At 66.0% G+C, this 13,526-nt stretch carries 13 protein-coding genes; 11 read left to right on the top strand and 2 right to left on the bottom strand.

Translation table 11 applies throughout. The annotated features are described in order from the left end of the window. Nucleotides 1–23 precede the first annotated feature (23 nt). Nucleotides 24–1,010 (bottom strand): quinone oxidoreductase family protein, encoded by a 987-nt coding sequence (locus tag P3T42_RS16310; RefSeq protein ID WP_074295755.1) that lies wholly within the window; start codon nucleotides 1,008–1,010, stop codon nucleotides 24–26. 129 nt (nucleotides 1,011–1,139) lie between these two features. Here P3T42_RS16310 and P3T42_RS16305 point away from each other — a divergent pair, with 129 nt between their 5' ends. The 9 genes from P3T42_RS16305 (at nucleotide 1,140) to P3T42_RS16265 (ending at nucleotide 10,912) form a co-directional block, all read left to right on the top strand. Then, the gene (locus P3T42_RS16305; RefSeq protein ID WP_429306787.1) at nucleotides 1,140–1,994 is read left to right on the top strand and encodes a LysR family transcriptional regulator; all 855 of its coding nucleotides are present in this window, start codon (nucleotides 1,140–1,142) and stop codon (nucleotides 1,992–1,994) included. Between the two features lie 178 nt (nucleotides 1,995–2,172). Next, entirely contained in the window at nucleotides 2,173–2,757 is a 585-nt protein-coding gene (locus tag P3T42_RS16300) for a GNAT family N-acetyltransferase (protein WP_074295757.1), read from the top strand. Nucleotides 2,758–2,897: 140 nt separating this feature from the next. Continuing rightward, on the top strand, nucleotides 2,898–3,782 hold the full coding sequence (locus tag P3T42_RS16295; protein ID WP_429306614.1) for a MerR family transcriptional regulator: 885 nt from the start codon (nucleotides 2,898–2,900) through the stop codon (nucleotides 3,780–3,782). A 295-nt stretch (nucleotides 3,783–4,077) separates the two neighbouring features. Next, a complete protein-coding gene (locus tag P3T42_RS16290) occupies nucleotides 4,078–5,058 on the top strand; it encodes a sulfonate ABC transporter substrate-binding protein (RefSeq protein ID WP_143788372.1) in 981 nt (326 codons plus the stop codon). A gap of 337 nt (nucleotides 5,059–5,395) precedes the next feature. Next, nucleotides 5,396–6,295 (top strand): mechanosensitive ion channel family protein, encoded by a 900-nt coding sequence (locus P3T42_RS16285; RefSeq protein WP_429306613.1) that lies wholly within the window; start codon nucleotides 5,396–5,398, stop codon nucleotides 6,293–6,295. A gap of 182 nt (nucleotides 6,296–6,477) precedes the next feature. Further along, the gene (locus tag P3T42_RS16280) at nucleotides 6,478–8,064 is read left to right on the top strand and encodes a flavin-containing monooxygenase (protein WP_429306612.1); all 1,587 of its coding nucleotides are present in this window, start codon (nucleotides 6,478–6,480) and stop codon (nucleotides 8,062–8,064) included. 107 nt (nucleotides 8,065–8,171) lie between these two features. Then, the gene (locus tag P3T42_RS16275) at nucleotides 8,172–9,077 is read left to right on the top strand and encodes an SDR family NAD(P)-dependent oxidoreductase (RefSeq protein ID WP_429306611.1); all 906 of its coding nucleotides are present in this window, start codon (nucleotides 8,172–8,174) and stop codon (nucleotides 9,075–9,077) included. A gap of 27 nt (nucleotides 9,078–9,104) precedes the next feature. Beyond that, nucleotides 9,105–9,983 carry a metal-dependent hydrolase gene (locus P3T42_RS16270; protein ID WP_429306610.1) on the top strand — a complete coding sequence of 293 codons (879 nt, stop codon included), beginning with the start codon at nucleotides 9,105–9,107 and terminating at the stop codon, nucleotides 9,981–9,983. Next, on the top strand, nucleotides 9,980–10,912 hold the full coding sequence (locus P3T42_RS16265; RefSeq protein WP_429306609.1) for an alpha/beta fold hydrolase: 933 nt from the start codon (nucleotides 9,980–9,982) through the stop codon (nucleotides 10,910–10,912). The genes P3T42_RS16270 and P3T42_RS16265 overlap by 4 nt, the downstream gene beginning before the upstream one ends. Here the strand turns inward: P3T42_RS16265 and P3T42_RS16260 are convergent. Further along, the gene (locus P3T42_RS16260) at nucleotides 10,887–11,441 is read right to left on the bottom strand and encodes a putative glycolipid-binding domain-containing protein (protein ID WP_429306608.1); all 555 of its coding nucleotides are present in this window, start codon (nucleotides 11,439–11,441) and stop codon (nucleotides 10,887–10,889) included. The two genes, P3T42_RS16265 and P3T42_RS16260, sit on opposite strands and share 26 nt — an antisense overlap. Nucleotides 11,442–11,715: 274 nt before the next feature. Between P3T42_RS16260 and P3T42_RS16255 the strand changes: the two genes are divergently transcribed. Continuing rightward, nucleotides 11,716–12,648, top strand: coding sequence for an urea transporter (locus P3T42_RS16255; RefSeq protein ID WP_429306607.1), 933 nt, complete (start codon nucleotides 11,716–11,718; stop codon nucleotides 12,646–12,648). A gap of 50 nt (nucleotides 12,649–12,698) precedes the next feature. Continuing rightward, a complete protein-coding gene (locus tag P3T42_RS16250) occupies nucleotides 12,699–13,478 on the top strand; it encodes a class II aldolase/adducin family protein (RefSeq protein ID WP_429306786.1) in 780 nt (259 codons plus the stop codon). Nucleotides 13,479–13,526 lie beyond the last annotated feature (48 nt).

The raw sequence follows: 13,526 nt of genomic DNA, 5'->3' as shown, positions 1-13,526 counted from the left end.
CACCCAGCCACGGCGCGTCTCGCTCAGGGAATCAGGATCACCGACCCCACGGTCTGCCCGGTCTCCATCCGCCGATGGGCTAACGCGGCGTCGTCAAGCGGCAGACGCTCGCCCACCTCGACATGCAGACCGGCGCCGATCCGCTCGAATACCTGCTGCGCCGCCAGGCGATACGCGTCGACGTCCCGCATCATGCCCAGCACGCTGGGCCGTGCGAGGGCGATCGAGCGGGCGGGACCGATTTCGTCCAGCGTGATGGGTTCGATCGCGCCCTCGGCCTCACCGATACTCGCCACCACCCCGAACGGCTTCACCGCGCCGAGCGTGCGCCGCAAGGTCGCGCCGCCAATGCCGTCCACCGCGAAGTCGACGCCCGCGCCGCCGCCAAATGCGCGCGCCGCTTCGACGAAATCTTCGTCCCGGTACAGCACGGCCTGATCGAGGCCATGCGCGAGCGCGAGCTCCGCCTTGGCGGGCGTGCCGACCGTACCGATCACGCGCGCGCCAAGAGCCTTCGCCCACTGCACGAGGATCAGACCGAGGCCGCCAGCCGCGGCATGCACCAGCACGGTGTCACCGGGTTTGATGTCCCTCACGCGATGCAGCAGCATGTAGCTGGTCGCGCCGCGCAACAGCGCGGCCGCCGCGGTTTCATCCGACACGGCCGCCGGCAGCCGCAGCAGCTTTTGCGCCGGCACATTGCGCAGATTCGTATAGCTGCCCACCGGCAGCCCTGCATACGCAACCCGCTCGCCGACCTGCCAGCCATTCACGCCAGGGCCGAGCGCCGCCACCACGCCGGCCGCCTCGACACCCAGCGCGCCGGGCAACTGCGGCAGACGATGCAGCCCCGCGCGAAAGTAAATATCGACGAAGTTAACCCCCACCGCCGTCTGCCTGATTTGCACTTCCCCTGCTGCAGGCGGCGGCACCGTCTGCGAAAACCGGCGCAGCACCGACGCGTCGCCATAGGCTTCAATGCCGACCTGATAGGCACTCTGCTGTTCCATCGCTGCACTCCCTCGTTCCGTTACGTGATGACAAGCGAGTGTAGGTTTCGAGCATAATTGAATGGAATCCCCCATTCATCGTCAACTCCTGTGCAAAATTCGACCGATCTACCGACGCCCATCGCCGCGCTGCAGTGGGACGACATCCGCTATTTCCTCTCCGTGGCGCGCGGCGGCAGCCTGTCCGAAGCCGCGCGCACGCTCGGCGTCCAGCATTCGACCGTCGCCCGGCGCATCGACACCATGGAACAGGCGCTCGGCGTGCGCCTGTTCGACCGCCTGCCGCGCGGCTGGCCGCTGACCGAAGAAGGCCGCGAGCTGGTCGAGCGTGCCGGACGCATCGAAGAAGAAGCGCATGGCTTCGTGCGGGCGGCGCGTGGCGCGGTCACGCTGCAGGGCACGGTGCGGCTGTCGGTGCCGCCGGTGTTCGGCAGTCATTTTCTGGTGCCGCGCCTCGCCGCCTTCCGGCGCGCCTATCCGGAGGTCTTGCTGGATGTGGTGGGCGAAACGCGCGCCGCCAATCTGTTTCGTCACGAAGCCGATCTTTCCGTGCGGCTGTCACGGCCTCAGGAAGCCGGGCTCGCGGCACGCCGGCTCGGGACGATGCGCTTCGCGCTGTACGGCACGCCCGAGTGGGCCGCGCGACGCTGCGAGCAATGGGAATTCATCGGCTACAACGAGACGCTCGCGGAGGCTCCGCAACAGCAGTGGCTCGTGCGCTTCGCGCAGGACCGGCCGTTCGCCCTCGTCACCAACGACCTCGTGTCGATTTACCGCGCCTGCCAGGCAGGCATGGGCATCGCGCTGCTGCCGCGCTTTATCGTCGATGGCGACACCGTGCAGGAGATGAGCACGCAACCGGCCTGCGACGTCGAGCGGGAAATCTGGCTCGCGGTGCATCCGGATGTGCGGCGCTCGCCGCGCGTGCAGGCGGTGGCCGACGCATTGGCTGAAGCCGTGCGCGAGGCGGATGGCGCGATGTAGCGCGCGTCTTGACTCGTGAGGGCTGCGTCCGTGTGAACGGATCGCCCTATGGGTGAACCTCGTGCCGACGTTATGCCGTGGATACGCCAGCGACATTTTTGACCGGCTTCAATTCCACGCCGACCACGGGCATAGTGAAGTGTTTCCGGAGAAGCTCCGGGCAACAACGGGAATCCGTATGAGCACCCTCACGCAAACCAACGCGAATCCATCAACCGGCCCGTCCGCCGCCCCCCTGCTGCGCGACGCCACCGAAGCCGATTTACCCGCCATTCAGGCCATCTATGCAAACCACGTGTTGCACGGTGTCGCGTCGTTCGAAGAGACGCCGCCTTCCGTCGACGATCTGCGCGGCCGCCTGGCATCCGTGTTGAGCCACGGCTTGCCGTATATGGTGGCCGAGGTCGACGGCAAGATTGCGGGCTATTGCTACGCCACGCCGTACCGGCCGCGCGCCGCGTATCGCAACACCATCGAAGATTCGATTTATATGGACGATGCCTTTCGCGGGCGTGGCATTGGCCGTGTGCTGCTTGAAGCGCTGATTGCGCGCTGCGAAACCGGACCGTGGCGGCAGATGGTCGCCGTGATCGCGGACGGTGGCAGCGGCGGGTCGCTTTCGCTGCATCGCGCCCTCGGCTTCGAGCTGGTCGGCACGCTGAAGGCGGTGGGCTTCAAGCACGGGCGCTGGCTCGATACCACGCTGATGCAGCGCACCCTGGGCGTGGGCGACGGGGCGTCGCCGGATGAGCGGCCGGCTTAGTGTGTCGGGCGTGGACGGTGGGCACGGGCGGCTAATCAAGCGCTGAAGCGGGCGCGGGCGGTGACGACACGACGCCGGAACAGCGCGGCATGAATTGCGAGTCGCGCCGCCATGCCCCGCCCCCGCGTTAAAATCCCCCCATGCCGAAAACGCCCCCCTCTCCGTCCCCAGCGCCCGCCGCGCCGCGCAACGAATACACCGTCGACGAACTCGCACGGGTGACGGACAGCACCGTGCGCAACGTGCGCGCCTATCAGGACCGCGGCCTGCTTGCGCCGCCCGAAAAGCGCGGCCGGGTCGGCGTGTACGACGATACCCACGTCTCGCGGCTGAAGCTCATCAATCACCTGCTGGCGCGCGGCTATACGCTCGCCAACATCCAGGACCTGATCAAGGCCGTCGACGAAGGCCACGACCTGCGCTCGATTCTCGGTCTAGAGACGGCCATCGGCAGCCGCTGGTCGCGCGAGCGGCCGAAGAAGTACTCGCTGCTCGAACTGCTGCAGATGTTCGGCGACAAGGCCTCGCCCAGCGCCTTGTCCAAAGCGGTCGAGCTGGGCTTGCTCGAACGCAAGGGCCTGTCGTTCGTCGCCAATAGTCCTGCGGCGCTGTCAGCGGGCGCCACGATGGCGCACGAAGGCATCCCGCTCGCCGACCTGCTCGACGCCGTGCGGATCTCGCGTCCGCATTTCAACGCCGTCGCCAAGGCGATGGTCGATCTGGTCGTGCGCCAGCTCGACCGCTACGACGCCGGCGCGCTGCCGCCGCCCGCCGATGTGCCGGCGCTGGTCGAGGCAATCTGGCGGGTCAGGCCGCTCGCGATGGTGCTGGTCGAAAGCGAGATGAACCGCGCGCTCGAAGAAGCCTCCGGCGACTATCTCGGCGACCGCGTCGCGGGCATCATGGAAAAGCTCGGCAGCACGCATGAGGAGCACACACTGCCGCCCGCGTCGTCCGATGGCGACGCCAAAGCGGCAGGCCACGCCGGCGCAGAAAAAGCCAAGGCCAAAAAGTCAGCACGGTAGACGTTCTACACGCTCGTTCACCGCGGTCTTTTCCATCGCGCGCGCCGCAGCCGCTCCTGCGTGCGCGTCATATCCAAATCTCCATTGCTTGGTTTGCGCGACGGCACGTCCATGCGACGATCCTTTTACCGCAGCAGCAACGTCATTACAGCAGCGCCGACATACGCCACACCAGGACGTCCGAGCCTGGACGGGTGGCATGAACGAGCCCCGCTGCTGCATCGACCGCACGCATGGAGATTCTCGAATGACACGCAATCCGAACCCCCGCTCACGCCGCGACACACGAAGCAAGATGCGCGCGTTGACCGCGCTGGCCGCGCTCACCACCTTGACGCTGCTCGGCGCCGGCAACAGCTTCGCTCAGGATACCGGCGATGCATCGGGCAAGGTCCTGCGCATCGGCTATCAGAAAGCCGGCTTGCTCGCGATCCTCAAAGCGCAAGGCTCGCTCGAACAGAAGCTCAAGCCGCTCGGCTACAGCGTGAAATGGTTCGAGTTTCCGGCCGGCCCGCAACTGCTCGAAGCATTGAACGCCAACGGCATCGACTTCGGCTATACGGGTGCGCCACCGCCGGTGTTCGCGCAGGCGGGCGGCGTCAACTTCGTGTACGTGGGGGCGGAACCGGAGGGGCGTCATACCGAGGCGGTCATCGTCAAGCCCGGCTCGTCGCTGAATACGATCGCCGATCTGAAGGGCAAGCGCGTCGCGTTGCAAAAAGGCTCGAGTTCGAACTTTTTGCTGCTCGAGGTCCTGCAAAAGGCGGGCTTGCGCTATGAGGACATTCGTCCGGTCTACCTGGCGCCTGCGGACGCCCGCGCCGCATTCGAGAACGGCGACGTCGACGCCTGGGTGATCTGGGATCCTTACTATGCGGCCGCCCAGCAAACGCTGAAGGCGCGCACGCTGGCGGACTATTCGAACGTCAACACCGCGCACAGCTTCTATGAGGCCACCCGCGACTTCGCCCAGCAACATCCCGATGTGATCGGCGCGCTGCTCGGCCAGTTGCGCACCACGGGCCTGTGGGTCAACCAGCATCCGGACGAAACCGCGGCGCTGATCGCCCCGAAGGTGGGCCTCGATGTAAAGCTGGTCGAGACCTGGGTACGCCGCTACCCGTACGGCACCACCGCCGTGACCGACGAGATCGTCCAGTCCCAGCAAAACGTCGCGGATGCTTTCTACGGCGCGCATCTGATTCCGCAAAAGATCACGGTCCGCGACAATGTCTGGCAAAACCGCGATGTCGCAGCGAGCCTCGCGGCAAAGTAAGCATGCCGTGGAGTACGAAACCGCGTACGACATGAAGTGAAAAACGGAGCGCGCATCGCAAGCCGACAGCGCCACGCCCGCCCACGCACATCCCGTATGATGTGCGTCCCGCCGCTCACCTTCCGCTCAGTCGAACTGTCAAAAAGCGTGTACCGGTAGAACTTTCCCTTTTTGAACCGGTCCCTTCTCCGCACGCTTCACAGCGTCGTTTCTCGGGTTGCCCTGCCTACGCGGCATAGCGCTTGCCCTGTGCAGGCGCGCCGGCACCCATTGCCTCTTTTGAACCACCGCGCGGCGCGCTGCGCGCCGTCGCCAGAAAACAAGGACCGTCAAGGCCATGCAGAATCTTCTCGCCGAGATCCATCCGAACCAGTGGACTTTCCTCTGGGATGGACTCACCACCATCACGATGCACCTGTGCGCCGCTGCGCTGATCCTCATGGTCGGCTGGTGGGTCGCGCGCCGCGTCTCGCGCTCGCTCAACCGTCTGCTCACCCGGCAGTCGCGCATGGACGCCACGCTGCGCCCTGTCCTGTGCGACACCAGCCTGTGGGGCATTCGCGTGGTCGCCATCATCGGGGCGCTGTCGCAACTGGGCATTCAGACGGCGAGCATCGTCGCCGTGCTCGGCGCCGCCGGTCTCGCCATCGGTCTCGCGCTGCAAGGCACCATGCAGAACATCGCGGCCGGCATCATGCTGTTGCTGCTGCGGCCCTTCAAGGTGGGTGATTCGATCGAAGCCGGCACGGGTACCGTAGCGGGTACGGTCGAAGAAATCAGCCTGTTCACCACGCGTCTCACCAAATCCGACGGCATCTGCGAATACGTGCCGAACAGCGCGCTGTGGAGCAATTCGATCCGCAATTACAACCGCAATCCGACCCGCCGTCTGGATCTGGAAGTGGAAATCTCGGTGCGCGACGACGTCGATCGCGCGCTGGCCGCCCTGCGCAGCCTCGCCGCCGCCGACCCGCGCGCGCTGCCGAAGCCCGCACCGCAAGTGATGGTGAGCCGCTTCGACGACAGCACGGTGGTGCTCAACGTCCGCGTATGGGCGAATATCGACGTGTTCTGGGATATGCGCTGGGACCTCGCGCGCCAGGTGCGCCAGGCGCTCAACGAAGCGCAATGCGGCTTGCCGGTGCGCACGCGGGAACTGCATATCGTGCAGAGCAGCGAAGCGAGCGAACTGGCGCCGGTTCGCACAACTGCGGCGCCACGCGCCATCACGCAGTAAAGGAAGCGGCCGGAGGTATCCGGCCGCTTTTATCCGTCCCCTCCAGCCTCATCCCCGCGGCGCTCGCCGCCCGCCCCCATAGAGTCCGCAATCTAAACCGCCGCTTGCGCGATTCGATCTCAGCCTCTATTGTTACATCACTCAATGTCACAGTTAAGAGTGAATAAAAGGAGACGGATCGGATGAACGCACGCACCATGCCTCCCGACGCGTTGGCGCCCCTCGAGACCGAGGTCGCGATTATCGGCTCGGGCTTTGCCGGGCTCGGCATGGCCATCCGGCTCCGCCAGGCCGGCATGACCGACTTCATGGTCGCCGAAAAGGCCGACTCGGTCGGCGGCACCTGGCGCGACAACCATTACCCAGGCTGCGCCTGCGACGTGCAATCGCACGTTTATTCGTTTTCCTTCGCGCCCAATCCGCGCTGGACCCGCATGTTCGCGCGCCAGCCGGAGATCCGCGCTTATCTGGAAGCGTGCACGCAGCGCTTCGGCGTCGCGCGCCATATCCGCTTCGGGCACGAACTGGTCAGCGCAACCTATGACGAGACGCGCCATCGCTGGCAGATGCTGTTCGCCAACGGCCAGCAGTGGTCCGCGCGCGTGCTGGTGTCGGGCATGGGCGGCCTGTCGCGGGCGGCGCTGCCGGACATTCCCGGTCTCGCCGGCTTCAAGGGCAAGACCTTCCACTCGCAGCAGTGGGACCACAGCTATTCGCTCGAAGGCAAGCGCGTCGCCGTGATCGGCACCGGTGCGAGCGCGATCCAGTTCGTGCCGCAGATCGCTCCGCGCGTCGCGCAACTGGATCTGTTCCAGCGCACCCCGCCGTGGATCATGCCGAAGGCCGACCGCGCGGTGAAGCCGCTCGAACAGTGGTTGTTCCGGCATCTGCCGTTCACCCAGAAGATCATGCGCGCGGGCCTCTATTGCATGCTGGAATCGCGAGCCTTCGGTTTTGCCGTGCATCCTTCGCTGATGAAGACCGCGCAAAAGATCGCGGTGCGTCATCTGCGCCGTCAGGTGGCCGACCCGCAATTGCGCGCCACGCTCACGCCCGACTACACGATGGGCTGCAAGCGCATCCTGATTTCGAACGACTACTTCCCTGCCCTGTCGCGCCAGAACGTCGCCGTCGTCACGAGCGGGATTGCGCGAATCGAAGAAGATGCCGTGGTCACGGCCGACGGCGTGCGCCATCCTGCCGACTGCGTGATCTTCGGCACCGGCTTCCAGGTGGCGGACCCGTTCCCGCGCGGTGTGGTGCGCGGCAAAGGCGGCGTCGATATCGTCGATACCTGGCGCGACGGCGCGCATGCTTACCTCGGCACCGCGCTGCCTGGTTATCCGAACTTCTTCATGATCGTCGGCCCGAACACCGGTCTTGGCCACAACTCGATGGTGTACATGATCGAGTCGCAAGTGGAGTACATCCTGCGCGCCCTGCAGACCATGAAGACCGAACGCACCGCGGCGATCGAAGTGCGTCCGCAGGTCGAGCGCGCCTACAACGAGCAGATCCAGCAAAAGCTCGGCCGCGCGATCTGGTCCACCGGCGGCTGCAAGAGCTGGTATCTCGATCCGAAGACCGGCAAGAACACCACGTTGTGGCCCGGCTTTGCATTCCGTTTCCGCCAGGCCACCAGCACCTTCAGCATGGGTGACTACTTCGCCTATACGCCCGAGGTGCAGCCGAACAGCGCGCCGCACGTGCATGCCGCCGCGGTCATGCAAAGCGGCGCGAGCGCACCGTCGTCAGCGGAAGCGACTTGAGACGTGGCAGGCACGCTCATCAACATGCATTCGATCACACCGGCCTCACCGTTTCACACACAGAAAAAACAACAAGGCACCGCTCAGAGAGGAATAGGAGGAACGCAATGAAGAGTTTCACAGACCGGGTTGCCGCGATTACCGGAGCAGGTTCGGGCATGGGCCGCTCGCTCGCCATCCAGTTGGCGCGCGAAGGCTGCCACCTCGCGCTCGCGGACCGTAACGCCACGAGCCTCGCCGAAACGGCCAGGCTCGCACAGGCCGAAGCGCCGCAGATTGTCGGCGCTCCGCTGCGCGTGACGACGCGTGTGCTCGACGTGGCGGATCGCGCGGCCATGTTCGATTGGGCCGCCGAAACCGCGGCCCAGCACGATCGCGTCAACCTCGTGTTCAACAACGCGGGGGTGGCGCTGTCGAGCACGATCGAAGGCATGGACTACGCCGATCTCGAATGGATCGTCGGCATCAACTTCTGGGGTGTCGTGCATGGCACCAAGGCGTTCCTGCCGTATCTCAAGGCATCGGGCGCAGGGCACATCGTCAATACGTCGAGCGTGTTCGGTCTCTTCGCACAACCTGGCATGAGCGGCTACAACGCCACCAAGTACGCCGTGCGCGGTTTCACCGAGGCGCTGCGTCAGGAGCTCGACCTGATGAAATGCGGCGTGTCGGCCACCTGCGTGCATCCGGGCGGCATCCACACCGGCATCGCGCAATCGAGCCGGATCGCCTCGAACATGGTGGGCTTCATGATCGAGAGCGAACAGCAAGGCAAGGACGATTTCGAAAAGTTCTTCATCACCACGCCCGACGAAGCCGCCCGCGTGATTCTCGACGGCGTGCGCAAGAACCGCCGGCGCGTGCTGATCGGCCGCGATGCGCGGGCCGCCGACTGGCTCGCCCGCACGCTGCCGGCTGCCTACCAGGCGCTGGTGGTGATGCAGACGCGCCGCATGCATCGCATCGCGCACAAGCGCGCCCGCGCGGCCGAGGCTGCCGGACGGCGCGCGTAATCCCAAAGCACCATAAGGAGAAAGGCCATGATGCCTGTTCGCCGCGACCTTCGTTTCGCTTTACCCCCTGAGCGTGCCTGCGACTGGCATCAGCAGGGTTCACACGTGACGCACTTTTTCAACGCGCTCTCGCTGCTGTTTCCCGCCGGCGAGCGCTTTTTCATGGACAGCGTGCGCAACTATCGCGACCGCATCCACGATCCGGTGCTGAAAAAGCAGGTGCTCGGCTTCATCGGCCAGGAAGCGATGCACACCCGCGAGCACATCGAGTACAACGATCTGCTGCAGAACGCCGGGCTGCCTGCGCACAAACTCGACCGGCGTCTCGCGATGTTCCTCAACCTCAATCGCAAGATGCCGAAGTCGTTTCAACTGGCGATGACCGTCGCGCTCGAACACTACACGGCCATGCTGGCCGGCCTGCTGCTGGAGGACGACACGCGCGTGGGCGGATCGGTGGAAGGCTACGCGCAGATGTGGACCTGGCATGCGCTCGAAGAGACCGAGCATAAAGCGGTCTCGTTCGATGTGTGGAACACCGTGGTCAAGCCCGGTCTCGGCCGCTACCTGCTGCGCACCGGCACCATGCTGACCGTCACGCTGGTGTTCTGGCTGATTGTGTTCGACTACCACGTACGCCTCCTGATCGCCGATCGCAAACGCGGCGGTCATCTGCGCGGCATGGGGCGGGTCGTCAAGTTCCTCTACGGACCGAGGCACGGCGTGTTTCCGGGCATCGCCATGGAATGGCTGCGTTTTTTCAAGCCGAGCTACCATCCGTGGGATCACGACAATCGTGCGCAACTGGCGCGTATCGACGGTCTCGTCGCCGCGGTCGATTCGGCCAACGCCGCCAATCCGGCCGCGCTGAAAGCAAGCCGCCGCGGCGTGCGGGCGGCCGCGTGATACGCGACGCGCTGGTCGTCGACGCCGGCGACGTACGCCTCGCGGTGTACGTCAGCGGGCCGCGCGAAGCACCACCGCTGGTGCTGGTGCATGGCTATCCGGATTCGGCTGCGGTGTGGGAACCGTTGCGGGCGCAACTAGACCGGCGCTACCGCGTGATTACCTACGATGTACGTGGCGCCGGCGCCTCGGAGGCGCCGCCTCGCCGGGCCGGCTATCGTCTCGAGCGGCTCGCCGCCGATCTCGCCGCCGTCGCCGATGCGACCTGCGGTGGCGAAGCGTTTCATCTGGTCGGCCACGACTGGGGGTCGATCCAGAGCTGGGAGGCCGTCACGAGCGCGGCGTTCGAAGGCCGCATTGCGTCGTACACGTCGATCTCCGGCCCGTGTCTCGACCATGCCGCGCTCGGCCTGCGCGGCCACGGCGGAGCGTCCTCCGGGCAACCCGCCGCGCGGCGAATCGCGAACGGTCTAAGGCAAGCGCTGAAGTCCTGGTACATCTATCTGTTTCATCTGCCGCTCTTGCCGGAGCTCGCATGGCGTGGCGGCGTCGCGCGTGGCTGGCCCCTGTGGTTGCGCTTCTCCGAGCATGTTCGCGTTGAACGCGACCCCGCCCAGCTACGCAATGGCCTCAACGGTCTGAACCTGTACCGGGCCAACTTCATCGACCGCCTGTTTCATCCCCGTGCACACCGAGCCCATGCGCCGGTGCAATTCATCGTGCCCTTGCGCGATCATTACGTGGGGCCGGCGCTCTCGCTCGGGCTCGAACACTGGCTCGGCGACTATACGCGCGAGCCGATCGACGCCGGCCACTGGGTCGTGCTGCGCGATCCCGCGGGCATTGCTGCGCGGATCGACCGCTTCGCCGCTCAGCATCCGCCGCTTGCGAGGGTGAACGGCGTCAGCGCGTTCGCGGCAAGCGCGTGAACAGCGTGGGGTAGTCGATCACCAGGCCGTCTTCGTCCACGGTCAGGTTGGCGCTGAAGTGGCGAAAGATCCCTTCATAACGATATTCGCGGTTCAAGGCGATGCACGAGTAGGCTTGCTCGACGCGTGTGACCTGCAGATCCGGTGTCGAGATGTACGCCACCTCGATCGGCCGGCGCTCGCCTTCGGCCAGTTGCAGACGGCGGATGGGCAGCGTGTTGGTAAACGGCGTCGCCGCGATATCGATGTCGATACAACCTTCTATCGCAGCGAGCGTGCCGCCCTGGCCGTCGCGCCAATGACCCTCGCCGTCGCCGTGCAGCTCCAGTTCGCCGCCGCCCGTGATCTTGAGGAAGGCGTAGGTGACATGCCAGCGCGGATCGCAGCGCACCCGGTAGTACAGGCCGTAAGCCTTCCCATAGCGCTGCCCGACCACGACGCTCTCCGCGAAGAACCCTTCGTCGCGCGCATCGAACGCCAGGTGTTCGATGCCGTCGCCCTCTTCCGATGTCCAACGTACTTCACGCATGGTTTTGCCTCCTTGAGGATCGGCGCGGCGGGCACGGGTTCGCAAGCGTCTGCGCACGAGGCCGCGCGTGCCGGAGAACTATCGTAGCAAGACCGGGCGGTGTGCGCTGTCCACGCAACGCGCATCGCAAATAGCCACTATCATCGCGCCGGGATGACGGGCGCGACGCGGCTGCCCTATGCTCGCGGTTCGCAAAGCATCAACCGCAACGCCTTCGCGGCACGCGGCCCCTCCACTGAGCCACATCGCCACTCCGTCGCACTGCCTCGCCACCATGCACGCAGCATCCCATCCAGCAGAATCCGCCGCGCTGCGCACGCTGTTGCGCAGTCTCGGTCAGATCGTCCTGCAGCGCAACGCCTTCACCGGCGCATGCCTCGTCGCGGCATGGCTCGTCAGCGACCCGCGTCTCGCCTGCGCGGCGCTGAGCGGCGCCGTGGCGGCCAATATCGGCGCGGTGCTGGCCGGCCACTGCGAAGCCGATACGCGCGACGGACTGCACGGCTTCAACGGCGCCCTGGCAGGACTCGCCGCATTCACCTTCATTGCCGACGACGCCACCGCCGCCGCAGTGGCGATTCTCGCGAGCCTCGTCACGGGCTGGGGCATCGAGCCGTGGTCACGCTGGCTGCGCACGCGAGGCGCGCCAAGCGTCTATTCGAGCCCTTGCCTGATCGTCACCTGGCTGTGGCTGCCGTTGCTCAAACCCGGTGCAGCGCCACCTGGACCCGCCCACCTCGCCGCCTTTTCCCGCATCCCGGACGGCGTGCTTGCGGGACTCGCGCAGACAGGCTTTGCAGCGGGCGCGATAGCGGGCGTGCTGGTGCTGGCCGGCATCGCTGCGTCGTCGTACCGGCTGGCAGCGTGGGCGCTGGCAGGCGCAAGTATCACCAGCGCGGCGCATCTGCTGCTCGGCGCGAGCCCTGCCTCGTTTGACGCAGGCCTGCTAGGATTCAACGGCGCGCTGACGGCGCTCGCGCTCGCCGAAGCCGGCTGGATCGCGGCGCTCGGGGCAATCCTGCTGGTGATCGTTCTGCAACAGTTGACGTCGCACTACGGATTGCCGGCCATGACGGCGCCGTTCGTGGCCGCGACGTGGAGCGTGCAGGCACTGGCGCGCCGCTGGCAGCACGGCAAGCGCGCGCGCACCCTGCTCAAGCCAGCCCACTCGCGACGGCCGCCGCGCTCGGTCACGCGCACCGGTTAGCCGTCAGGTAACGGCCGTTTTACCCGCAACCCATGGATGGGATCGAAGACATCATGTCGTTCACTCACACGCCCGCCGGACGCATCGCCGCGGCGGGCCCATTGTCCGCCGCGGAACAGCAGACCCGCGTCGGTCTGGCCGCCGCCTATCGGCTCGCCGCGTTAAACGGCTGGGACGACCTCGTCTATACGCACATCTCCGCGAGCGTCCCCGACGAGCCGGGCCACTTTCTGATCAATCCGTTCGGCCTCGCCTTCGACGAAGTCTGCGCCTCCAACCTGGTGAAGATCGATATTGCCGGCCACATCGTCGGGGTCAGCGAGCATCCGGTCAACGCCACCGGTTTCGCTTTGCATGCGGCCGTGCATGCGGCCCGCGCCGACGCGTTCTGCGTCATGCATCTGCACAACACGGCCGGCATCGCGGTTTCACTGCAGCCGGCTGGCTTGTTGCCGGCATCGCAGCACGCGCTGCGTTTTCATCGACAGCTCGCCTATCACGAGTACGAGGGGCTGGCGTTCAGCCCGGCAGAAGGCGAACGGCTCGTGGCCCATCTCGGCGACAAGTCCGCCATGCTGCTGCGCAATCACGGCACGCTGACTGCCGGCCGTACGGTCGCGGAAGCCTACGTGCTGATGGCAACGCTGATCAAGGCCTGTGAAATCCAGTTGCAGGCGCAAGCCGGCGGCATGGAGCTGGTGCTGCCGTGTGCCGCGGTGGCGGACCGCACGGCCGAGCAACTGTATGACGGCGGCGCCGTGGAAGGCGCGCTGGAATGGCCTGCGCTGTTGCGCAAGCTGGATCGCATCGACGGCTCGTATCGCAACTGACGCGCGCGCTTGCGTGCGCTTGCATTCGTTCTCGACACCCCATTGACC

This window comes from Paraburkholderia sp. GAS38 (assembly GCF_050434965.1).
Lineage (GTDB): Bacteria > Pseudomonadota > Gammaproteobacteria > Burkholderiales > Burkholderiaceae > Paraburkholderia > Paraburkholderia phenazinium_A.
The sequence above is the reverse complement of the archived record's forward strand: the minus strand, read 5'-3'. Positions and strand labels throughout refer to the sequence as shown.

Excerpts from the sequence above, each read along its gene's own strand:
- P3T42_RS16310 (WP_074295755.1), bottom strand. The coding sequence starts at position 1,010 with ATGGAACAGCAGAGTGCCTATCAGGTCGGCATTGAAGCCTATGGCGAC.
- P3T42_RS16300 (WP_074295757.1), top strand. The coding sequence starts at position 2,173 with ATGAGCACCCTCACGCAAACCAACGCGAATCCATCAACCGGCCCGTCC.
- P3T42_RS16295 (WP_429306614.1), top strand. The coding sequence starts at position 2,898 with ATGCCGAAAACGCCCCCCTCTCCGTCCCCAGCGCCCGCCGCGCCGCGC.
- P3T42_RS16290 (WP_143788372.1), top strand. The coding sequence starts at position 4,078 with ATGCGCGCGTTGACCGCGCTGGCCGCGCTCACCACCTTGACGCTGCTC.
- P3T42_RS16285 (WP_429306613.1), top strand. The coding sequence starts at position 5,396 with ATGCAGAATCTTCTCGCCGAGATCCATCCGAACCAGTGGACTTTCCTC.
- P3T42_RS16280 (WP_429306612.1), top strand. The coding sequence starts at position 6,478 with ATGAACGCACGCACCATGCCTCCCGACGCGTTGGCGCCCCTCGAGACC.
- P3T42_RS16275 (WP_429306611.1), top strand. The coding sequence starts at position 8,172 with ATGAAGAGTTTCACAGACCGGGTTGCCGCGATTACCGGAGCAGGTTCG.
- P3T42_RS16270 (WP_429306610.1), top strand. The coding sequence starts at position 9,105 with ATGATGCCTGTTCGCCGCGACCTTCGTTTCGCTTTACCCCCTGAGCGT.
- P3T42_RS16260 (WP_429306608.1), bottom strand. The coding sequence starts at position 11,441 with ATGCGTGAAGTACGTTGGACATCGGAAGAGGGCGACGGCATCGAACAC.
- P3T42_RS16255 (WP_429306607.1), top strand. The coding sequence starts at position 11,716 with ATGCACGCAGCATCCCATCCAGCAGAATCCGCCGCGCTGCGCACGCTG.